General features: G+C 63.4%; 18 protein-coding genes. 15 read left to right on the forward strand and 3 right to left on the reverse strand.

Going from position 1 to position 20707, the window contains the following annotated elements; all coding sequences use genetic code 11:
* Positions 1–29 precede the first annotated feature (29 nt).
* Complete coding sequence (gene hrpB, locus EN807_RS01590) at positions 30–2636, reverse strand: ATP-dependent helicase HrpB (protein ID WP_135933626.1); 2607 nt, start codon at positions 2634–2636, stop codon at positions 30–32.
* Positions 2637–3051: 415 nt separating this feature from the next.
* Here hrpB and EN807_RS01600 point away from each other — a divergent pair, with 415 nt between their 5' ends.
* The 13 genes from EN807_RS01600 to dhaK all read left to right on the forward strand — a co-directional run bounded on the left by EN807_RS01600 (position 3052) and on the right by dhaK (position 14237).
* Positions 3052–3741 carry a PIG-L deacetylase family protein gene (locus tag EN807_RS01600; protein ID WP_135933627.1) on the forward strand — a complete coding sequence of 230 codons (690 nt, stop codon included), beginning with the start codon at positions 3052–3054 and terminating at the stop codon, positions 3739–3741.
* 234 nt (positions 3742–3975) lie between these two features.
* A complete protein-coding gene (locus EN807_RS01605; protein WP_135933628.1) occupies positions 3976–5322 on the forward strand; it encodes an ABC transporter substrate-binding protein in 1347 nt (448 codons plus the stop codon).
* Positions 5323–5444: 122 nt separating this feature from the next.
* The gene (locus EN807_RS01610) at positions 5445–6392 is read left to right on the forward strand and encodes a sugar ABC transporter permease (protein ID WP_077377482.1); all 948 of its coding nucleotides are present in this window, start codon (positions 5445–5447) and stop codon (positions 6390–6392) included.
* Entirely contained in the window at positions 6389–7339 is a 951-nt protein-coding gene (locus EN807_RS01615) for a carbohydrate ABC transporter permease (protein WP_095493844.1), read from the forward strand. Before EN807_RS01610 ends, EN807_RS01615 begins: the two co-directional genes overlap by 4 nt.
* A 199-nt stretch (positions 7340–7538) precedes the next feature.
* Positions 7539–7742, forward strand: a complete 204-nt coding sequence (locus tag EN807_RS01620) for a hypothetical protein (RefSeq protein WP_135933629.1) — start codon at positions 7539–7541, stop codon at positions 7740–7742.
* A gap of 3 nt (positions 7743–7745) precedes the next feature.
* On the forward strand, positions 7746–8858 hold the full coding sequence (locus EN807_RS01625; protein ID WP_135933630.1) for an ABC transporter ATP-binding protein: 1113 nt from the start codon (positions 7746–7748) through the stop codon (positions 8856–8858).
* Positions 8851–9870, forward strand: coding sequence for an ABC transporter ATP-binding protein (locus EN807_RS01630; protein WP_135933631.1), 1020 nt, complete (start codon positions 8851–8853; stop codon positions 9868–9870). Before EN807_RS01625 ends, EN807_RS01630 begins: the two co-directional genes overlap by 8 nt.
* A 29-nt stretch (positions 9871–9899) precedes the next feature.
* Positions 9900–10502, forward strand: coding sequence for a dihydroxyacetone kinase subunit DhaL (gene dhaL, locus EN807_RS01635; RefSeq protein ID WP_135935746.1), 603 nt, complete (start codon positions 9900–9902; stop codon positions 10500–10502).
* The gene (gene dhaM / locus EN807_RS01640; protein WP_135933632.1) at positions 10499–10888 is read left to right on the forward strand and encodes a dihydroxyacetone kinase phosphoryl donor subunit DhaM; all 390 of its coding nucleotides are present in this window, start codon (positions 10499–10501) and stop codon (positions 10886–10888) included. The genes dhaL and dhaM overlap by 4 nt, the downstream gene beginning before the upstream one ends.
* Positions 10889–10909: 21 nt before the next feature.
* Entirely contained in the window at positions 10910–11212 is a 303-nt protein-coding gene (locus EN807_RS01645) for an HPr family phosphocarrier protein (RefSeq protein WP_135933633.1), read from the forward strand.
* Positions 11196–12782, forward strand: coding sequence for a phosphoenolpyruvate--protein phosphotransferase (gene ptsP / locus EN807_RS01650; RefSeq protein ID WP_135933634.1), 1587 nt, complete (start codon positions 11196–11198; stop codon positions 12780–12782). The genes EN807_RS01645 and ptsP overlap by 17 nt, the downstream gene beginning before the upstream one ends.
* A gap of 8 nt (positions 12783–12790) precedes the next feature.
* On the forward strand, positions 12791–13216 hold the full coding sequence (locus EN807_RS01655; RefSeq protein WP_135933635.1) for a hypothetical protein: 426 nt from the start codon (positions 12791–12793) through the stop codon (positions 13214–13216).
* A 34-nt stretch (positions 13217–13250) separates the two neighbouring features.
* Positions 13251–14237, forward strand: coding sequence for a dihydroxyacetone kinase subunit DhaK (gene dhaK, locus EN807_RS01660; protein ID WP_135933636.1), 987 nt, complete (start codon positions 13251–13253; stop codon positions 14235–14237).
* Between the two features lie 354 nt (positions 14238–14591).
* On the opposite strand, the gene EN807_RS01665 is transcribed toward dhaK, so the two are convergent.
* Positions 14592–15335, reverse strand: a complete 744-nt coding sequence (locus tag EN807_RS01665; protein ID WP_246683995.1) for a DUF2259 domain-containing protein — start codon at positions 15333–15335, stop codon at positions 14592–14594.
* Positions 15336–15548: 213 nt separating this feature from the next.
* On the opposite strand from EN807_RS01665, the gene EN807_RS01670 reads away from it, so the two are divergent.
* Positions 15549–17456, forward strand: a complete 1908-nt coding sequence (locus EN807_RS01670) for a propionyl-CoA synthetase (protein WP_135933637.1) — start codon at positions 15549–15551, stop codon at positions 17454–17456.
* A gap of 160 nt (positions 17457–17616) precedes the next feature.
* Positions 17617–17820: a hypothetical protein gene (locus tag EN807_RS36310; protein WP_246683996.1), complete on the forward strand. Its 204-nt coding sequence runs from the start codon at positions 17617–17619 to the stop codon at positions 17818–17820.
* A 281-nt stretch (positions 17821–18101) separates the two neighbouring features.
* Here EN807_RS36310 and EN807_RS01680 read toward each other — a convergent pair whose 3' ends face one another.
* Positions 18102–20483 carry a polysaccharide biosynthesis tyrosine autokinase gene (locus EN807_RS01680; protein WP_135933638.1) on the reverse strand — a complete coding sequence of 794 codons (2382 nt, stop codon included), beginning with the start codon at positions 20481–20483 and terminating at the stop codon, positions 18102–18104.
* Positions 20484–20707 lie beyond the last annotated feature (224 nt).

A 20707-nucleotide genomic window follows, 5' to 3' on the forward strand; every position in this document is an offset into this window, starting at 1 on the left:
AAGGATTTATAGCCGGAAAAGGATAAAGGCTAGGTCCCCCGCGGTTTGGCGCGGCTGGTGGCTGTGGCGAGAAGCGGGTTCTCCGGCCAGACGTGCCGGGGATAGCGGCCACGCATCTCGGCCCGCACATCGGCCCAGGAGCCGCGCCAGAAGCCGGGCAGGTCGCGGGTTGTCTGGATCGGCCGGTGCGCCGGCGATAAAAGCTCGAGCGTCAGCGGCACGGTGCCACTGGCGATCGCGGGATGCCGGTCGAGACCGAACAACTCCTGCACGCGGATCGCCAGCACCGGCCATTCGCCATCATAGCGGATCGGCACGCGGCTGCCGGACGGAGCGTCGAAATGGGTCGGTGCCAGTGCCTCGATCCTGCGCTGGAGATCGTGCGGCACCAATGCCATAAGGCCGGCCGAAAGCACGCCCGGATCGATCGCCGCAAAGGACGCCGCGCCGGAGAGATACGGCAGCAGCCAGTCGTCGAGGCTATCGTCGAGCGCGGCGTCGGAAACATCGGGCCAGGGCGGGCCGAGGCCGCGATGCAGCCAGCCGAGCCGTTGACGCAGCGTTTCAGCCTCCTTGCCCCAGGGCAAAAGCGACAGCCCGTGTTGGCGCAAGGCGTCGAGGATGGCGCGATCCGCCTCAGTGCCGGCCGGCGGCGGCAGCATACGTTCGGACAGCGTGATGGCGCCGAGGCGAACGGTTTCGCACACGCGCACCGCGCGCCTGTCGCGGTCGAAGCTGGTTTCGCGGCTTGTCTCGATTTTTTGCGCAAGCGAAGCGCGAATGTCGGTCTCATCTATCGCCGCTGCTGCCGTGATGCGGGCGTTCTGCGCCTTGCCCTGCAGATCGGCGACGACGAGCCAGGCCGCGCCCGCCAGCGGATCGGCGGCGTCGAGCATGGCGCCCGAACCGTTGGCCAGCACGAAACGGCCGCGCTCGCCGCGCGCCTTGGCGACGCGATCCGGCCAGGCATAGATGAGGAGCGCGCCGGCGCTGCTACCCTCCCCCCTCGAGGGGGAGGTGCCGCCAAAGGCGGCGGAGGGGGTCACCTCAGAAGGCACCGTTTTGCGGTCGCGCCCTTCGCTACCGACCCCACCCCGTCCCTCTCGCTTCGCTGCGCTCAGCTCGGTCGCCGACCCTCCCCTCGAGGGGGAGGGTGAGGGTGAGGCCTGTTTCGCCAACCGCTCGGCGAGCTGCCGCGCGGCGGTGGCGCGCGGCGATCTTTCGGATCGGAACCGCATCAGCCGCCGTTCGAGGTCGGCGCCATCGCCGCCAAGGCCACGCTCGGTGAGCAGCACGGCAAGCATGACCGCTTCGAACGCCTGGCCGGTCTTTGCCGCGTCGGCGACCATGTGTGCCAGCCGCACCGGCAGCGCCAGCCTGCGCATCGCAGCACCCGATTCCGTCAGGCGCCCTGCCTCGTCGATGGCGTCGAGCGCACGAAGCAGCGACCTTGCCTCGTTGAGTGCTGGGGCCGGCGGCGGATCGAGGAACGAAAGGCTCACCGGGTCGACGACACCGAAGGCGGCGCAATCGAGCATCAACCCCGACAGATCGGCTTCGAGGATTTCCGGCGGGGTGAAGGCGGGAAGCGCCGCCGTCTGCTCGGCCCGCCACAGCCGGATGGCGACGCCCGGCTGCGTGCGCCCGGCGCGGCCGGCGCGCTGGTCGGCCGAGGCTTTGCTGACCCGCACCGTCTCCAGCCGCGTCAGGCCGCTGGCCGGTTCGTAGCGCGGCAGGCGCGACAGGCCGGAATCGATGACGACGCGCACGCCGTCGATGGTGATCGAGGTCTCGGCGATCGAGGTCGCCAGCACCACCTTGCGGCGGCCGGACGGCGCCGGCTTGATCGCGGCGTCCTGCGCCTTGTTGTCGAGCATGCCGTAGAGCGGCACGATATCGGTGTCGGCACTGACGCGGCCTTGCAGCCGCTCGGCCGTGCGCTCGATCTCACGCTGGCCGGGCAGGAACGCGAGCACGCTGCCGCTCTCATCGGCAAGGGCCGCGCGGATCGCCTTGGCCATGGCGTCCTCGATGGCGATGCCGGCCGGCCGCTCGTCGTAGCGGATGTCGACGGGAAAGGCGCGGCCCTCGCTCTCAATCACCGGGGCGCCGGAAAGCAGCCGCGCGACACGTGCTCCGTCGAGCGTCGCCGACATCACCAGCAATCGCAGCTCGGGCCTCAGCGCACCTTGCACGTCGAGCGCCAGCGCCAGCCCGAAATCGCCGTCGAGCGAGCGCTCATGGAACTCGTCGAAGAATACCGCCGAGACACCGGGCAACTCCGGATCGTCGAGGATCATCCGCGACAGCACGCCCTCTGTGACGACGAGAATCCTGGTCCTCGCAGAAGTGCGGTTTTCCATGCGCATGGCGTAGCCAACCGTTTCGCCGGGCTCCTCGCCGAGCAGTTCGGCCATGCGGCGGGCAGCAGCGCGGGCAGCGAGCCGGCGCGGCTCCAGCAGAATGATCTTTCCGGTGCCGAGCCACGGCGCGTCGAGCAGCGCCAGCGGCACCAGCGTCGTCTTGCCGGCGCCGGGCGGCGCCACCAGCACGGCGCTGTTGCCATGGCCGAGCGCTTCGCTGAGCGCCGGCAGTACGGCGGAGACCGGAAGCTCCGGCAAGGGTTTTCTGGTCATTGTTCCAAGGATGCATCCATCCAATTGCGGCGGATCCGCAGCGCCCGCATATCAGCGGTGGCGGTCGCCGCGCAACCGGGGCGGGCCAACTCAAAGCCGGGTCCGCGAGAACGGATTCCCGCGCACCGTGCCGAGCCTCACCTCCTCGCGCACCATCGTCAAAAGGCCGATGCCGCCAATGACGGCGAGGCCGACAAGCGACAGAAGATCTGGCGACAGAAAATCTGGCGACGAAGATCTGGATATTCCTGGAGAACGCGTCCAGGATCATTGGCCCGAGGATCTGCGAATAATGCGTCGGCGCGATCCGCCCAGGCTTTTGACAACGGCATCGTTGCATGAACAGCTTGCATAGGGAGCTTGGCGAGCAGAATTCCGTTCGTCCACGTTATTCCAGTTCCAGGGAGAATGCAGAGTGAAGATACTGGCGCTCGGTGCGCATCCGGACGATATCGAGATCTTCATGTTCGGTACGATGGCGGCCTATGCCGCACAAGGCGCAGAATTGGTTTTTGCGATAGCCACGGATGGCGCCAAGGGCGGGAAGGGCGATCCGGAATTACTCGCCCGCGCCCGCCGCGAGGAAGCGGCTGTGGCGGCGGACCTGCTTGGCGCAACACCGCACTTCCTCGACTTTCCGGATGGCGCGCTGGTTGCCGATGCCGCGCTGATCGCGGCGCTGAAGGCGCTGATTGGCGACGTGAAGCCAGATCTGGCGATCACCCATGCGCCGAACGACTATCATGGCGACCACCGTGCGCTGTCGGACGGCCTGCGCATCGCGGCATCCTTCACTGTCCCGGTGCTGCATGCCGATACGCTCGGTGGCACCGGCTTTTCGCCGACGCATTATGTCGATATCTCCGGGCATTTCGAGCTCAAGGCGATGGCGATCCGAGCGCACCAGTCGCAGGACCCCGAACGTTTCGCCGATGCGGCGCGCACGCAGAACGCGTTTCGCGCCGGCCAGTGCAATGGCGCGGCCGGTTCCTTCGCCGAGGCCTTCCGCTTCGAACCGATCTTCCCCTTCGCCGATATCCGCGCCCTGCTGCCGCCGGCCCCAGTGATCCGGCCGGTGACGGTGAGCACCAAAACGGTCGAATGAGCCGGCGCCCGCGCGCCGGACGATCTGACACCCGCCTTTCCTGAACCAAGCGACCGATGCGCCATGCTGCAGCGCAGCGACGAATTCGCTTGCCTTGTTTAGTAAAAATTGCATCACTAAACAAAATTACTAAACATCCGGCGCTCAACCGAGTCGCCATGTTTGGACCCCTGAGGAGGGGGTTGAGGTTTTTGAAACCGTCATCCGGACGCGTTTCGTAAATGGGAGGAAGGCATGAAATCGACCTTGAAACTGACGGCGGGGAAACTGACGTTGGGACTGGCCTCGGCGATGCTTGCGTCGACAGCCGCTTCGAACGTCGCGCAGGCGGAAGATCTGACGCTTTGCTGGGCAGCCTGGGACCCGGCCAACGCGCTTGTCGAATTGTCCAAGGATTTTACCAAGGAAACCGGCATCGGCATGAAATTCGAGTTCGTGCCGTGGACCAACTATGCCGATCGCTTCCTCAACGAGTTGAATTCCAAGGGCAAGCTGTGCGACCTGATCATCGGCGACAGCCAGTGGATCGGCGGCTCAGCCCAGAACGGCCATTACGTCAAGCTGAACGACTTCTTCGACAAGGAGAAGATCAGCATGGACGACTTCGTGCCGGCGACCGTCGTCGGCTATTCGGAATGGCCGAAGAACTCGCCGAACTACTGGGCGCTGCCGGCCATGGGCGATGTCGTCGGCTGGACCTATCGCAAGGACTGGTTCTCCAAGCCGGAACTGCAGAAGGAATTCAAGGAAAAGTACGGCTGGGATCTCGCCGCGCCGACGACCTTCGACCAGTTGAAGCAGATCGCCGAGTTCTTCCAGAAGCGCGAGATCGACGGCAAAACCGTCTATGGCGCGTCGATCTATACCGAGCGCGGCTCCGAAGGCATCACCATGGGCGCCATGGACGTGCTCTACAGCTTCGGCTTCAACTATGAGAATCCCGACAAGCCCTACGAGATGGACGGCTTTGTCAACTCCGAGAAATCGGTGAAGGGGCTGGAACTCTACAAGGCGCTCTATGACTGCTGCACGCCTCCCGGCGCCTCGAACAGCTACATGGGCGAAGGCGTCGATGCCTTCAAATCCGGCCAGGTGGCGATGCATATGAACTTCGCCTTTACCTGGCCAGGCCTGCAGAAGGACGAAAATGTCGGCGGCGATAAGATCGGCTATTTCGCCAATCCCAAGGGTCCTGACGGCAATCAATTCGCCCAGCTTGGCGGCCAGGGCATCTCGGTGGTCTCCTACTCGGACAAGCAGGAGGCCGCGCTCAAATACATCAAGTGGTTCGCCAACAAGGACGTGCAGGCCAAATGGTGGTCGCTCGGCGGCTTTTCCTGCCTCAACGCAGTCGTCAAAGATCCAGGCTTCCCGGCCAGCCAGCCTTACGCGCAGACCTTCCTCGACTCCATGGCCATCGTGAAGGATTTTTGGGCGGAGCCCAGCTATGCGCCGCTGCTGCAGGCGTCGCAGAAGCGCTTCCATGACTATGTCGTCGCCGGCCAGGGTTCGGCCAAGGATGCGCTCGACGGCCTGGTCAAGGACTGGACCGAGGTCTTCCAGGACGATGGCAAGATGTAGTTGGGCAGATGTAATCGGCTCCTCCCGAGCCATGCCGCGTGTCCCGTGCCGCCCTTGGCACGGGACACAGTTCAGATAAATTCCATTGTCGAGACGACCAAGTGACCGAAGCGGGACTGACCATGCTCAATCGGACTGCGGACAGCGTTGCCCGGGCTACGCCTGAGCCGTTGGCCCGCAAGGTCCGGGGCATCAGCGACAAAGGCCTCGCCTGGCTGTTCATCTCGCCGACGATCCTGTTGCTGCTCGCCATCAACATCTTCCCGCTGTTCTGGGCGATCTATCTCTCCTTCACCAATTACCGCGCCAATCGCCCCAACGAAGTGGTCAGGAACGTCGGCCTTGCGAACTACAAACGCATCCTCGGTGACCAGGACATCTGGATCGCCATGCAGACGACGGCGCATTTCGTGTTCTGGACCATCCTGCTGCAGACGCTGATCGGCTTCACGCTGGCCTGGCTGATCGACCGGAAATTTCGTGGCCACGCCTTCTGGACGACCATCATTCTCGTGCCGATGATGCTGTCGCCGGCGGTGGTCGGCAATTTCTGGCGCTTCCTCTACGAGCCGCAGATCGGTCTGTTCGCCTATGCCATCTCATTCGTCACCGGCATTCCGGCAACGCAGATCGGCATGCTCTCCAACGTGTCGCTGGCGCCGTGGTCGATCGTTATCGTCGACACCTGGATGTGGACGCCTTACGTGATGCTGATCTGTCTCGCCGGGCTGCGCTCGATCCCCGAATACATCTATGAGGCGGCCGAGGTCGACCGCGCCTCCAACTGGCGGCAGTTCTGGTCGATCACGCTGCCGATGGCGCTGCCCTTTATCATGCTGGCGGTGCTGTTCCGCGGCATCGAGAACTTCAAGATGTTCGACATGGTCAACCTGCTCACCGGCGGCGGACCGGGCTCGACCACCGAAGTCGCCTCGATCACGCTGAAGCGGCAGGCCTTCGAAAGCTGGCGGACGGGTTATTCCTCAGCCTTCGCCATCATCCTGTTCGTCGCGGTGTTCGGGCTGGCCAATATCTACGTCAAAGCGCTCAACAAGGTGAAGCAGAGATGAGCCTGACGTCAGCCCATTCGGTCGTCGCACCCTCGGCCACGTCGAAGCGCGTCGCCGGCACGATCATCGTGCTTTACGCGCTGATCTCGATCGTGCCGCTGCTGTGGATCTTCGCCACCAGCTTCAAGACGCCGCCGGATTCGATCGCCTATCCGCCGAAGATCCTGTTCCAGCCGAGCCTCGAGGGCTACTGCAATCTGTTCTCGACCCGCACCCGGCAGACACCGGAATACATCAACTCGCTGGGACCGGCTACGGGCGTCTGCGACGAGACAGTGCGCAAGCGCAACATGGTGATCGCCGGGCCGTCCAACTTCATGCCGCGCTTCATAAACTCGCTGATCATCGCCTTCGGCTCGACCTTCTGCGCGGTGTTCCTCGGCACATTGTCGGCCTATGGCTTCTCGCGCTTCAAGGTGCCGTTGGCCGACGATCTGCTGTTCTTCATCCTGTCAACGCGGATGATGCCGCCGATCGCGGTCGCTATTCCCATCTACCTGATGTACCGCGAGCTTGGCCTGTCGGACACCGCACTCGGCATGATCCTGCTCTACACGGCGGTCAACGTGTCGCTGGCCGTGTGGCTGCTGAAGGGCTTCATCGACGAGATCCCACGCGAATACGAAGAAGCGGCGATGATCGACGGCTATACGCGGCTGCAGGCCTTCTGGCGCACCGTGCTGCCGCAGGCGACCACCGGCATTGCCGCGACAGCCATCTTCTGCCTGATCTTCGCTTGGAATGAGTATGCGTTCGCCGCCCTTTTGACCTCGGGCACGGCGCAGACCGCACCGCCCTTCATCCCGACCATCATCGGCGAAGGCGGCCAGGACTGGCCGGCGGTCGCCGCGGGCACGACGATCTTCCTGGTGCCGATCCTGGTGTTCACCATCCTGCTCCGCAAGCAATTGCTGCGTGGCATTACCTTCGGCGCGGTGCGCAAATGAGCAACACGGCGAATCAGCAGCAGATATGGAAGCGGCGCCGCGGCAGCGCCCCTTCTCCCCGTTTACGGGGAGAAGATGCCGGCAGGCAGGTGAGGGGCAGCGCAAGCTTTTCAGATTTTGGCGCCGCCCCTCATCCGGCCCTTCGGGCCACCTTCTCCCCGTATAGTGACGGGGAGAAGGGGTCGCGGAGCTTGTCATCATGACCCGTCGTACCCATACCAAACGCTCTCCCTGGCCGCGCGCCCTCAGGCGCGGACTGATGGAGAATATCGCTACCGCGATCATCGCCATTGGCTTCCTGATGCTGTTCCAGCCCTTCGCGCTGCCGCTCTACACCTATTCCTTCATCACCATGCTTGCCGGCACGGCGATGTTCATCATCGTCTCGAAGTTTCCGGAGTAGACGATGGCGGAGATCAGGGTCGAGCATCTGAGAAAGGCATTCGGCGATTTCGTCGCCGTGCAGGATTCCAGCTTCGTCGTCGGGGATGGCGAGTTCTTCGTCATGCTGGGGCCGTCGGGTTGCGGCAAGACGACGATGTTGCGCATGATTGCCGGGCTCGAACTGCCGACCGGCGGCAAGATCCTGCTCGGTGGCGAGGACGTCACCATGCGGCGTGCCCGCGAGCGCGACATCGCCTTCGTCTTCCAGCTGTTCGCGCTCTATCCGCATATGAATGTGCGCAGGAACATCGGTTTCCCGCTGCTGGCGCAAGGCATGCCAGGCATCGAAATCCGCCAGCGCGTCGAGGAGACGGCGAAGCTGTTGCGCATCGACCATCTGCTCAACAAATCAGTCTCCGGCCTTGCCGGCGGCGACCGCCAGCGCGTGGCGCTCGGCCGCGCCATCGTGCGGCGGCCCAAATGCTTCCTGATGGACGAGCCGCTCGGCACGCTCGACACGGAATTCCGCGATCTCATGGTCCACGAGCTGCGCGAACTGCACAACCGCATCCACGCCACCACGGTCTACGTCACGCATGACCAGATGGAAGCGATGTCGATGGCTGACAAGATAGCGGTGATGAACCACGGCGTCATCGAACAATTCGGCACGCCACGCGAAATCTACGATCGGCCGGCGACCATGTTCGTCGCCGATTTCATCGGCTCGCCGCCGATGAATTTTCTCGGCTTTGGCGGCGGGCTTTCAAAGGGCGCCAGGGAGATCGTGGTGCAAGGCGCCAAGGTGGCAGTGCCGGAGGTGCGCGAGGATATCGCGTCGACCGACATGGCGCTCGGCATCCGGCCGGAACACATCCGCTTCGACGATGGCTCGAAGCTGCGCGGCGCCATCTATGGCACCGAATATCTCGGCACCACGCAGATCGTTGCGGTGGAGACATCAGGCGGCATCATCAAGGCGCGGGTGCCGGCCGAAATCCGGCTCAATGCGGGCGACCATGTCGGCCTGGCGCTGAGCAGCGCACGGCTGTCGCTGTTCGAGAAGGGATCCGGCCGCGCGGTGCGAACCGCAATCCATGACGGGGCCTCCCAGGGAAAAGCGCATCATGGCTGACGTGCACATCAAAGGCGTGACAAAAGCCTTCGGCGAGCATGTCGCCGTGGACACTCTCGATCTGCACGTCGCCGATGGCGAATTCGTCGTGCTGCTCGGCCCGACCGGGGCCGGCAAGACGACGACGCTCCGGCTTATCGCAGGATTGGAACGGCCGGATACGGGCTCAATCCATATCGGCGGCCGTGATGCGACAATGTTGTCGCCTGCCGAGCGCGACACCGCCTTCGTCTTCCAGCAATATTCGCTCTATCCGCATCTGTCGGTCTACGACAACCTGGCCTTTCCGCTGCGCTCGCCGGCGCGGCGGCTGAGCGAGGACGCGGTGCGCCGCCGCGTCGAGGATGTGGCCAGGATGGTGCGTATCCACCACAAGCTCTCCAACCGCTCCACCAAACTTTCCGGCGGCGAGATGCAGCGCGTTGCCATCGGACGCGCCCTAGTGCGCAAGCCCTCGATCTACCTGATGGACGAGCCGCTGTCGTCGCTCGATGCCAAGCTGCGCGCCGACCTCAGGCTTGAGCTGAAGCGCATTCAGGCCGAGGTCGGCGCTACCATGCTTTATGTCACGCACGACCAGATCGAAGCGATGACGATGGCCAATCGGATCGGGATTCTCGCCGATGGCGTTCTGGTGCAGATCGGCACGCCGCGGACGATCTATTCCGAGCCGGCAAACCTTCATGTCGCCGCAAGGCTCGGCCAGCCGGCGATCAATCTGTTGCCGACCGGCCTGCTGCCCGATGGCGACATGCCGGCGGGAACCAAGACGATCGGTGCGCGTACAGAACATCTGTCGATCGGCAAGGCATCGAACGGCCCCGCCGACGGCGTTGTTGACTGGGTCGAACATCTGGGCGACCAGAATCACCTGCATGTGACGGTGGGAAGCAAAAAGCTGGTGACGCTGACCGACCCCGACACGCAATTGGAAAAAGGCGACAGGGTGGCTATTCGTTACCGGGCGCCGCTGTTCTTCGACCAGGCCGGCAACAGGATTGCAAACCGATGAGCCCTGGGACGCTGGACAAGACTGGGACGATGGACAAGGTTGACCTGAAGACGCTGATACCAGCCACCGCCGACACGATTGCAGCTCACGCGGACGAGCTGACCGCGCTCGACCAGGCGATCGGCGACGGCGACCATGGGCTCAATATGAAGCGCGGCTTCGAGGCGGTGCGGGCTGAGGCCGAGGCGTTCGCGGCAAAGCCATTGCCGGAGGCGCTGAAGGCGATCGGCACCAAGCTGGTGATGACGGTCGGCGGGGCATCGGGACCGCTGTTCGGGACGCTGTTCATGGCGCTCGGCAAGGAGATTTCCGCTGAGCCGGATCACGCCAATCTGGCGGCAGCTTTCGGTAAGGCAATCGAGGCGGTGGCAGCCAGGGGCAAGTCGCAGGTCGGGCAAAAGACTATGCTCGACGTGCTGAAGCCGGTGCATGACGCCCTGCTGCAGGGAAAAACCGGGGCGGAAATCGCCGATCTCGCGGACAATGCGGCCGCTGCCACCGTGCCGATGAAAGCCTTGCGCGGACGCGCCTCGTTTCTCGGCGACCGCTCGATCGGCCACATGGATGCCGGCGGGCGCTCGGTCGCGCTTCTGGTGCGGGCCGTCGTCGAAAGCATCGAGGGGCAAGCATGAGCAATGTCGGCATCGTTATCGTATCGCATTCACCGCTGGTCGCCGAAGGCACGGCCGAAATGGTGCGCCAGATGGTCGGCGACGAAGTGCCGCTTGCATGGTGTGGCGGAAACGGCCATGGCGGGCTGGGAACCAATGTCGAGGCGATCATGGGCGCCATCGACAAGGCCTGGTCGGAGGCCGGTGTCGCCATACTTGTCGATCTTGGCGGCGCCGAGACGAACAGCGAGATGGCGGTCGAGATGATCGGCGAGCCGCGCGCGCACAAGATCATCGTCTGCAACGCGCCGATCGTCGAAGGCGCGGTGATGGCGGCGACGGAGGCGTCCGGCGGCGCCTCGCTCAGGGAAGTGGTGGCGACGGCACACGAATTGTCGCCGTCGTGAATGAACAGGAATTTTGACTCAATGTCCGCATCCGCCGAAGCCACAGTCCTGATCACCCACGAGGTCGGTCTGCATGCGCGCCCTTCGGTGAAGTTCACCAAGCTCGCCAAAACATTTTCAGCCGACGTCGAAGTGGCGCTCGCCGCCAACGGGCCTTGGTTCGACGCCAAGAGCATCGTCAAGGTGATGGCGGCCAAGGCGCCGAAAGGCACGGTGCTGCATCTCAGAGCCAAGGGCGACGGCGCCGGCGAAGCGGTCGGCGCGCTGGTCGAACTGGTGCGGCGCGACTTCGACGAGGGCGTGGACCATGCCCGAACCGCTTAGGCTGAAGGGGATTCCGGCTTCGGCCGGCTATGCCGAAGGGCCGCTGTTCAACCTCGATCCGGTTGTCGCGCGCTATAACCGTAAAGCGACCGCCGCTGACGAGAGGCTCGCGCTCGGAACGGCAATCAAGGCAGCGACCGGCCGACTTGCGACGCTCGTCGAAGCGACCGAGGGCGATGCAGCCGAAATTCTCGAATTCCAGCTCGCCATGCTGGAGGACGATGCACTGACCGGCCCGGCCTTTGCCGCGATTGCCGTCGGCCAGCCGGCCGATACGGCATGGCGGCAGGCGCTCGACGCCGAAATTGTGGGCTACGAGACGTCCGATCAGGACTATTTCCGGGCGCGCGCCGCCGACATGCACGACATACGCGACCAGGTGCTGCGTGCACTGACCGAAGAGAGCGAGGCTGCGGCGCCGGCAGGAGCCATCTTCTATGGCGAGGACATCGCGCCGACGCGCTTTCTCGAAACCGACTGGAGTTCCGGCGGCGGCATTGCGCTGAAAGCGGGCAGTGCCGCCAGCCATGTCGCCATGCTGGCGCGCTCGCGCGGCGTGCCGATGATCGTGGGGCTCGGTGCTTCGCCGGCTCATCTTGCCGGCGTCGCCCTGCTTGATGCCGAGCATGGCGGCGTCATATTGGCGCCATCAAGGGCGGAGGTCGACGCGTTCCGGCGAAAATCGTCCTCTTTCGCGGCACGTCGCGACCGGGCAAGAACTTTTTTGACCCGGCCGGCAGTAACGAAAGCCGGCACGGCGGTGCGAGTGCATGTCAACATCGCCGATCCGTCCGATGTCGACAGCATCGATGTCTCGACCTGCGACGGCGTCGGGCTAATGCGGACCGAATTCCTGTTCGGCAAGACGCTGCCGGATGAGGAAACGCAATATCGAGCCTACCGCAAAGTGCTCGAATGGGCTGAAGACAGACCGGTGACAATTCGTACAGTCGACGCCGGCGGTGACAAGCCGCTGCCGGGCTTCACCGTCGAGGAGGGCAATCCGTTTCTCGGCCTGCGCGGCATCAGGCTATCGCTGGCAAGGCCGGAGGTTTTTCGGGTACAGATCCGGGCGCTGCTGCGCGCCGCCATTCATGGCAATCTCAAGGTGATGTTCCCGATGATCGCCGTTGTGGACGAATATCAGCGTGCCGCCGCCCTGTTCGCGGAAGAGAAGGCCGCGCTTGCCGCGCGCGGCGTCGCGCAAAAAATGCCGCCGCTCGGCATCATGGTCGAGGTGCCATCGGTGGCGATCGCTCCTGAGGCTTTTGCCGAGGTCGCTTTCTTGTCGATCGGCTCGAACGACCTCACCCAATATGTGATGGCGGCGGCGCGCGACAATGCTTCGGTTGCGCATCTCAATTCGATCAGGCATCCGGCCGTGCTTCGGCTGATCGGCTCGGTTGCGGCGTTCGGCCGCGCGCAAAAGATTCCGGTCAGCTTGTGCGGCGACGCCGGCGGCGATCCGGCGGCGATCCCGGCGCTGATCGAGGCCGGCCTGCGTGACCTTTCCGTGGTTCCCGCCCAACTCGCAATGGCCAAGGCGGCCATTGCGGACGTTTCGATCTAGGCGCGGGCATGGCCGAGAAGACACCCGAACCCGGCTCCGAAGAGGCGATCCGCGCTTATAAGATGATCCTGTCGCAGGTCCTCGAACAGCGCCCGTCCGGCATGCGCCAGCGCTTGGCCGATGCGCTCGGCAAGCACCGCAGCTTCGTCACGCAGATTTCCAGCCCGGCCTATTCGATCCCGATCCCGTCGAAACATTTGCCGGCTATTTTCTCCGTCTGCCATTTCAGCCCGGCCGAACGCGACCATTTTCTTGCCGCCTACCATCAGGCGCATCCCGGAAAAATGTCGGTTGCATCAGGCATGCGCAAGACGCGGCATGTCTCGCTGATCGTTCCCGATTTCGGCGACGACAAGCAGAATGCAGCGCTCGACCGGGCGGTCAACGATTTCATCCAGAAGATCACCAGCATCGCCGGCAAGGGCGGGACATAGTCGTGCCACGCCTGGCCATTTCGGGAGGACGGTCGTGAAGAAATTTCTGAATTCGGTCGACACGGTGCTGGCCGAAAGCCTCGACGGCTTCGTCGCCGCGCACTCCGACATACTGGTGCTGGGCGACGAGCACAAATTCGTTCGCCGCAAGGCGCTCAAGCCCGGCAAGGTGGCGCTGATTTCCGGCGGCGGCTCTGGCCACGAACCGCTGCATGGCGGGCTGGTCGGCCATGGAATGCTGGACGCCGCCTGCCCCGGTCAGGTGTTCACCTCGCCGACGCCGGACCAGATGCTGGCGGCTGCGGAGGCGGTCAACACCGGCGCCGGCTGCCTGTTTATCGTCAAGAACTACGAGGGCGATGTGATGAATTTCGAGATGGCAGCCGAAATGTCGGAGGGGGTCATGCAAGTGGTGACCAATGACGACGTCGCGGTCGAGAACTCGTCCTACACCACTGGCCGGCGCGGCGTTGCCGGTACACTGGTGGTCGAGAAGATCGTCGGCGCCGCAGCCGAGCAAGGCATGGCACTGGAGCCGTTGAAGGCGCTTGGCGAACGCGTCAATGGCGCAACGCGGTCTATGGGCATAGCGCTGACCAGCTGCACGGTACCGGCGGCCGGCAAGCCGACCTTCGATATCGGCGACGGCGAGATGGAGTTCGGCGTCGGCATTCATGGCGAGCCCGGCCGCCGCCGCGACACATTGAAGAGCGCCGATGCCATCGCCGAGGAGATCTGCGCAGCAATCCTGGGGGATCTCGGCGACAGGGCAAAAGGCCCGGCGCTGCTTTTCGTCAACGGCTTCGGCGGCACGCCGCTGATGGAGCTCTATCTGATGTACAACAGCGCCCGGAAAATCTTCGGGAAAAACGGCGTGACGGTCACTCGCTCACTGGTCGGGTCCTATGTGACATCGCTCGACATGGCCGGCTGCTCGATCACGCTGACCATGGTCGACGACGAGACGACCGCATTGTGGGACGCACCGGTGCATACGGCTGCGCTGCGCTGGGGGATGTAGAACCGCCAACACCGCGCTGCCGCTTACGACAAAAAGCGGCGGTTAAAAAGCAAAGCCCGCTTCAGTCTGCGAAGTGGCCCTTCGCAAAGACTCCCAACAACAGTCGGTGACAAAACTGTCATGCGCTATCAGGCCAGTGTGGTGAGTTAGGCACAATGTTGCTCTGTTTGGTAAGGTAAGGAACCCGGCGGTTTTGGGAGGGCAGAACATGCGTTACAATTGGGATCGAGCGCCGACGGATTTCGAACGTCACAGAAAGGCGCTGGCCGCTGCCTTGCTGATCGCCGGCGGTGTCGGCCTCATGCTCGCGGCGCTGCCGCTTTAGAACCGTATTTGAGCGCAAGCAGGCGCTTTTCAACGCAGCTGGCCGGTCACGGCGATAAAGCGGCGGTCCAGTCCTTCAAATCCCTGGCTGAAGCGTTGCACGAGCACGGCAAGCACTGCCGGTTTGCCGTCCGGGGTGAATGCATAGGATTCCGACAGGCTGTAGGAGGTCGGGCAATTCCTCGAGGCGGGCACGGTCTTGTCCTCATGCAGCAGTTGGAACGGCTTGCCATCCTGTGCCTGCAGCGTCAGGCGGAAACCGAACGCCTTGCCGGCCGTGGCGCCTTGCTGCTCGTCGAAACTCGACGAGCAATCCATCTTGCTGTCGGCAAGTAGCTGGTCGAGCTGGATGATCGAGATGCCGAGCTCGTCATAGGTCGGCGAAAGCCATTTCTGCGAGACCTGCTCGAGGCGCGCAATGTCTTGGTAAGCGACCATGTCGTCCGGAAAGGTGAACCTGTCCAAGGCCGTCCGCTCGCCGCGCGCCGCTATGGCATATTGGGCGAGGATCGGCGCCGCCTGCGCGGCAGCCTGTGCCCTCGCCTGATCGAGAGTGAGCGTCGCATCCTCGGTTTCGTCGACGATGCGGATCGGTTTGCCGCCGACGAACTCATCGGTGCGCGTGTCGATGATGTCGATCTCCGACCAGCCCGAATTCGAAGCACCGGCGTCGAGCGTGCCGTACTGTTCGAAGGCGAAGTAGGTACCGTCCGGCGAAAAGCCGATAATGCGCCGTGCCGCCGCATCGCCGGCCTGAGCGGCGGAAGCGACCATCAACAGCATCGCCGCCAATACGGCAGATCCAACCTTGCATCGCAACTTCATTGCGCCTTGCCCCATATGACCCCAGACCCAAATTATGACCCGAGACCATCGTGCCGGGTATTTGCGACCAAGGCGAGAACGCCAAAAGACGAAATTGCATATGCTTGCAGAAACAGCATACGCTATTTCAAAGACAGCAGACATTCCTGGGGAGGAAGCCGGATGGCGTCACGCTACCACGAGGTCTATGACGGCTGGAAACGCGACCCGGAAAAATTCTGGGCGAATGCGGCCAAAGCCATCGACTGGTTCGCACCGTTCGACACGGTCTTCGATCCGAATGCCGGCGTCTATGGGCGCTGGTTTGGCGGCGCCTCCTGCAACACCTGCTTCAACGCCGTCGACCGCCACGTGGCGGGTGGCCGCGCCGATCAGATCGCGCTGATCCATGACAGCGCGATTTCCGGCACGACCAGGAAATTCACCTATGCCGAACTGAAACGCGAGGTGGTCGCGCTGACGTCGGTGCTGAAGAACCGCGGCGTCCAGAAAGGCGATCGGGTCATCATCTATATGCCGATGGTGCCGGAAGCGGCGTTCGCCATGCTTGCCTGCGCCCGCATCGGCGCCGTGCATTCGGTCGTCTTCGGCGGCTTTGCCTCGCATGAGCTCGCCACGCGCATCGACGACGCCAGGCCGAAGCTGATCATTTCCGCCTCTTGCGGCCTGGAGCCCGGGCGCGTCGTCGCCTACAAGCCGCTCCTCGACAAGGCGATCGAGATGTCGCGGCACAAGCCCGAGGCCTGCCTCATCCTCCAGCGCGACCAGCTGCCCTGCGAGCTCAGAGAAACCCACGACATCGACTATGCCGACGCCGTCGCCCGTGAGCGGGCCGCAGGCGCCAATGTCGACTGCGTTCCAGTGCTCGCCACCGATCCGCTCTACATCATCTACACGTCCGGAACGACCGGCCAGCCCAAGGGCATCGTGCGCGACAATGGCGGCCACATGGTTGCGCTGAAATGGTCGATGGAGAACGAGTTCGGCGTCAAGCCGGGCGAGGTGTTCTGGGCGGCTTCCGATGTCGGCTGGGTGGTCGGCCATTCCTACATCGTCTACGGCCCGCTTCTGCATGGCTGCACGACCGTCATGTTCGAAGGCAAGCCGGTCGGCACGCCCGACGCCGGCACCTACTGGCGGGTGATATCAGAGCATGGCGTGGTCGCGCTGTTCACCGCGCCGACCGCCTTCCGCGCCATCAAGGGACAGGACCCAAAGGGCGAATTCGTCCCCAAATACGACCTGTCGAAATTCCGCACGCTGTTCCTCGCCGGCGAGCGCGCCGATCCGGAAACCATCAAATGGGCGGAGCAGAAACTGAGCGTGCCGGTGATCGACCATTGGTGGCAGACCGAGACCGGCTCGCCGATGACCATCAACCCAGCCGGATTGGGCCTGCTGCCGGTGAAATACGGCTCGCCCGGGGTGCCGATGCCCGGCTACGACATCCGCGTGCTCGACGATGCCGGCCACGAAGTGCCGCGCGGCACGTTGGGCAATGTCGTGGTCAAGCTGCCGCTGCCGGCCGGCTGCCTGCCGACGCTGTGGAATGCCGATGACCGGTTTCGCCAAGCCTATCTCGACGAATTCCCCGGCTGTTACAAGACGGCGGATGCCGGCATGATGGACGAGGACGGTTATTTGTTCGTCATGGCCCGAACCGACGACATCATCAATGTCGCCGGCCATCGGCTGTCGACCGGCGCCATGGAGGAGGTGCTGGCCGCGCATCCCGATGTTGCCGAATGCGCCGTCATCGGCATCGCGGATGCGATGAAGGGCCAGGTTCCGCTCGGCTTCGTCGTGCTGAATGCGGGTGTCGCGCGTGACACCGGCTCCATCGAGACCGAGGTGGTCACGCTGGTGCGCGAGCGGATCGGCCCGGTCGCCGCCCTCAAGACGGTGGTGACGATCAAGCGCCTGCCAAAGACGCGCTCCGGCAAGATCCTGCGCGGCACCATGCAGAAGATTGCCGACAAGGAAGAATGGACGATGCCGGCGACCATCGATGACCCGGTCATTCTCGACGAAATCACCGCGGCGCTGAAGGGACGCGGAATCGGCCTGTAAAGACATCGGACCATCGACAGCCCGCCGGTAGCCAATTGGCTATTGTGCAATGCAGCAAATCGCCATGCAGTTTTGTCGGGGCGCCCACCTACGGCATGGCTCAGCAAAAACCACATTTGGCGGCGTCGACATACTTCGATTTCTCGCCGCAGTCCTCGTGATGTTCTACCACTATGGTTCCTGGGTGTGGGCCTTTCCCGCCGGCGTTTCGGCACGGGCCACCGGCGGCATCCCGCCGCATCCGCAACTGGAGATGCTCGGCTCCGGATGGGTCGGGGTACAAGTGTTTTTCGTCATCAGCGGCTTCGTCATCGCCTTCAGCGCCGAAAACTCGACCGCCTTGCGGTTTCCGAGGCGAGGGTGAGGCGGCTGGCGCCGGCGGTCTGGATCTGCGCCGGTCACCGCGGCGGTGCTGCTCCTCGTCGGGCTCAGCTGGCCGACGGATGCCGTGACCCACGGCAGTGTTCGCTCCCTACTCGCCCTGGGTCGACAGCGTCTACTGGACGCTCGGCATCGAGATCGCCTTTTACGCCGTCGTCTGGACCTTGCTGTGGCTGGGCCGCTTCCATCTGATGGAGGTCGTGGCCATCGTGATCGGCATGGGACGACGACGATCTGCTCAAGATCCGTTCCTATATACCGGCCTCAGGTGTTTGCTTTCGTCCGCGCTTCCGATTTTTCCAGATAGTAGGTCGAATATCTGTCGAAGAATTTTTCCGAGCCGCCGATCGATCCATACTTCGCCAGCTTCTTCAAATCGACCTTGTTCAAAACCACGCCGACGATTTTGTTGGCGATATAGGGTTCCGAACTCAGTATGGATTGCACCATCGCACGCGGCGTGCGCCCCCACTCGGTTACGAGCACGAATCCGTCGGCAAGCGGAGCAAAGGCCTTGGCATCGACCACGGGGCCGAGCGGCGGCAGATCGACGATGATGTACTCGAAGGTCTCCTTGGCATTGTCGATGAAACGCCGCATCCCGGCCGACGATAGAAGCTCGCTGGTGTGCGAGAAGTGACCCCGCGGCACAGCCGGGACAATCGCCAGCTTGGTCTGCCGGTCGATCTTGCCGACGGACTGCCAGGTCTGCCCGCTCACTACCGCCTCCATCAGGCCTTGCTCGGCCTCCATGCCAAGGCTGCGGCTGAGGCCGGGGTTGCGCAGGTCGCCGTCCACCAGCAGGGTTTTCGACCCGTTGGCAGCAAGCAGTCCGGCCAGATTCGCCGCCACGGTCGACTTGCCCTCACCGGGAAGAACCGAGATCACGCCGATGACCCGGCTGCCTTGCCCTTCCATCACGACGTCGAAGGCAATCTTGGCGCTGCGCAGCGTTTCGGAAAACATCGATGCCGGGGCGTCGATGCTCACCCGCATGCGCGCGCGTCTTTCAGCGGCTGACGGTGATTGGGCGGTTTTGACGTCCGCCTGACCGTCATCGCGCTTGTCGTCCTTGGCGACCTTGCTGCCAATGATCGGCAGGTAGCCAAGGAATTTGAGGCCGACGCGATCGCGAACGTCTTCGCCGGTCCTGAAGAACCGCTCCCTGAATTCATTCAGCCCACCAACCCCGGCCCCCATAATCAGGCCAAGCACAAGCGAAAGTCCCAGCACCATGGACGTGCGCGGGGTTGCCGCGGACTGCGGCAGCGTCGCGTCCGAGATGACGCGGATCTTGCCGACCGGGAAGGATTGCTGCTGGGAGGCTTCCTCGTAGCGGCCAAGGAATGTCTGATAGAGCGTCGAGAGCGCCGTTGCCTTCTGCTCCAGTTCGCGCAGCTTGACCTGCGACTGGTTATCGATGGAACTCTTGCCCGCCGCTAACGCGACATTTGCGCGGAGCGCCGTCTCGCGCGCGAGAGCGACTTCGTATTCGTTACGGTAGCTTTCGGTCAATTGTTTCAGCTCGCCGAAAATCTGCGCCGATATGTCGGCCTTTTCCTTGGCAAGTGCGACCGCCTGGGGATGCTCGGCCCCGAAATTGGCTTCAATATCCTGCTGCCGCTTGGCGACAGTGAGATAGCGGGTCTTGAGCGTTGAAATGACCGAGTTGCCCGGCTGGTCGGCGGATATGGCGGCGTCCCTGAATGCGTTGTCCGAACCGCTTTCGACGATCGATTTGTATTGCTGGTAGCGGGCGCTGGCACGGGCGGTGTCGGCCTGCGCCTCAATGAGCTGGCCATTGAGGTCCGACAGTTGCTTGTCGCTGATCAACTGGCCGTCGTCGACGGCCAGTCCATGTTCGGCCCTGAACTTCTCGACCGCGAGCGCCGCTGCCTGGGAACTTTCGCGAAGCTCCGTCAGCCGGCCTTGCAGCCAGACCGCCGCCCGCTCGGTCGCATCGAAGCTCGCATCGAGCTGATCCGCGAGATAGGCGTCGGCATAGGCTTTGGTGATCGCGGTTGCAAGGGTGGGATCCGTCGCCTGGTAGGCGATGGAGATCACATAGCTTCGACCGATGCGCTCGGCCTGCACTTCGTTTTGCAGTTTGAGGATCGCGTAATCGCGGCGTGACGAGGCAATCATCGCGTCACGCGTCGCCGGATCAAGCTGGGTGACGTCGGTGGTACCCACGGCGGGGCTGGGACGGAAGTACCGGATCACGCCGCGCACAAAGCCGGCCGCCTTCGACACGGCCGACGTCGGAGGATACAAGAAGGCGTCGTTCTGATCGAGCTTCTGCTTGTCGACGACTACCGCCGCCAACCTCGCCGAGTGGAGAATTTCGATCTGGCTCAGAATGGCGGACTCGGTCTGCATGCTGACCGACGCCGCCGAGACCTCGTCAACGACCTTATTCAAGCCTTCGTCGATTAGCACGCGGCTCGTCGCCATGTAGGTGGGAGGCGTGGTCTGCAAATAGAGCACGCCCAGAAAAAGACCGATGGCAGCGCATGCCGCGACCACCTTTGCCTGCCTTGCTGCCATGCTGAGCAGGCGCTCGACATCGATGAAATCGTCGGCGCTGACAGCGTCCGAACTCGGCAATGGTTTCCTCTTGTCGAGAGGAAAATTGGCATAATTCATCTTCGGTCCAATTCTAGTTTGCATCTAGAGCGGCGGTCCCTCAAGTCGACCTGTGCCGCCGCTCTATCTCTTGTTTGAGCATCGGATTTCCAAAACCGCTCTCTACTTTGGGTCCGATGCTCTCGTTTGCAGGCGCTGAAGCAAGATCGGGAGCATCAGCCCATATACGACGCAAGCTTCATGCCAGACAACGCGAAACCCGGGCGGCTGCGAATCGGCATGTC

The organism is Mesorhizobium sp. M5C.F.Ca.ET.164.01.1.1, from assembly GCF_004792125.1.
Taxonomy (GTDB): Bacteria; Pseudomonadota; Alphaproteobacteria; order Rhizobiales; family Rhizobiaceae; genus Mesorhizobium; species Mesorhizobium wenxiniae.

Coding starts and splice junctions, on each gene's coding strand:
- hrpB (WP_135933626.1), bottom strand. CDS start 2,636: ATGACCAGAAAACCCTTGCCGGAGCTTCCGGTCTCCGCCGTACTGCCG.
- EN807_RS01605 (WP_135933628.1), top strand. CDS start 3,976: ATGAAATCGACCTTGAAACTGACGGCGGGGAAACTGACGTTGGGACTG.
- EN807_RS01610 (WP_077377482.1), top strand. CDS start 5,445: ATGCTCAATCGGACTGCGGACAGCGTTGCCCGGGCTACGCCTGAGCCG.
- EN807_RS01615 (WP_095493844.1), top strand. CDS start 6,389: ATGAGCCTGACGTCAGCCCATTCGGTCGTCGCACCCTCGGCCACGTCG.
- EN807_RS01620 (WP_135933629.1), top strand. CDS start 7,539: ATGACCCGTCGTACCCATACCAAACGCTCTCCCTGGCCGCGCGCCCTC.
- EN807_RS01625 (WP_135933630.1), top strand. CDS start 7,746: ATGGCGGAGATCAGGGTCGAGCATCTGAGAAAGGCATTCGGCGATTTC.
- EN807_RS01630 (WP_135933631.1), top strand. CDS start 8,851: ATGGCTGACGTGCACATCAAAGGCGTGACAAAAGCCTTCGGCGAGCAT.
- dhaL (WP_135935746.1), top strand. CDS start 9,900: ATGGACAAGGTTGACCTGAAGACGCTGATACCAGCCACCGCCGACACG.
- dhaM (WP_135933632.1), top strand. CDS start 10,499: ATGAGCAATGTCGGCATCGTTATCGTATCGCATTCACCGCTGGTCGCC.
- EN807_RS01645 (WP_135933633.1), top strand. CDS start 10,910: ATGTCCGCATCCGCCGAAGCCACAGTCCTGATCACCCACGAGGTCGGT.
- ptsP (WP_135933634.1), top strand. CDS start 11,196: ATGCCCGAACCGCTTAGGCTGAAGGGGATTCCGGCTTCGGCCGGCTAT.
- EN807_RS01655 (WP_135933635.1), top strand. CDS start 12,791: ATGGCCGAGAAGACACCCGAACCCGGCTCCGAAGAGGCGATCCGCGCT.
- EN807_RS01665 (WP_246683995.1), bottom strand. CDS start 15,335: ATGGTCGCTTCCGCCGCTCAGGCCGGCGATGCGGCGGCACGGCGCATT.
- EN807_RS01670 (WP_135933637.1), top strand. CDS start 15,549: ATGGCGTCACGCTACCACGAGGTCTATGACGGCTGGAAACGCGACCCG.
- EN807_RS36310 (WP_246683996.1), top strand. CDS start 17,617: ATGTTCTACCACTATGGTTCCTGGGTGTGGGCCTTTCCCGCCGGCGTT.
- EN807_RS01680 (WP_135933638.1), bottom strand. CDS start 20,483: ATGAATTATGCCAATTTTCCTCTCGACAAGAGGAAACCATTGCCGAGT.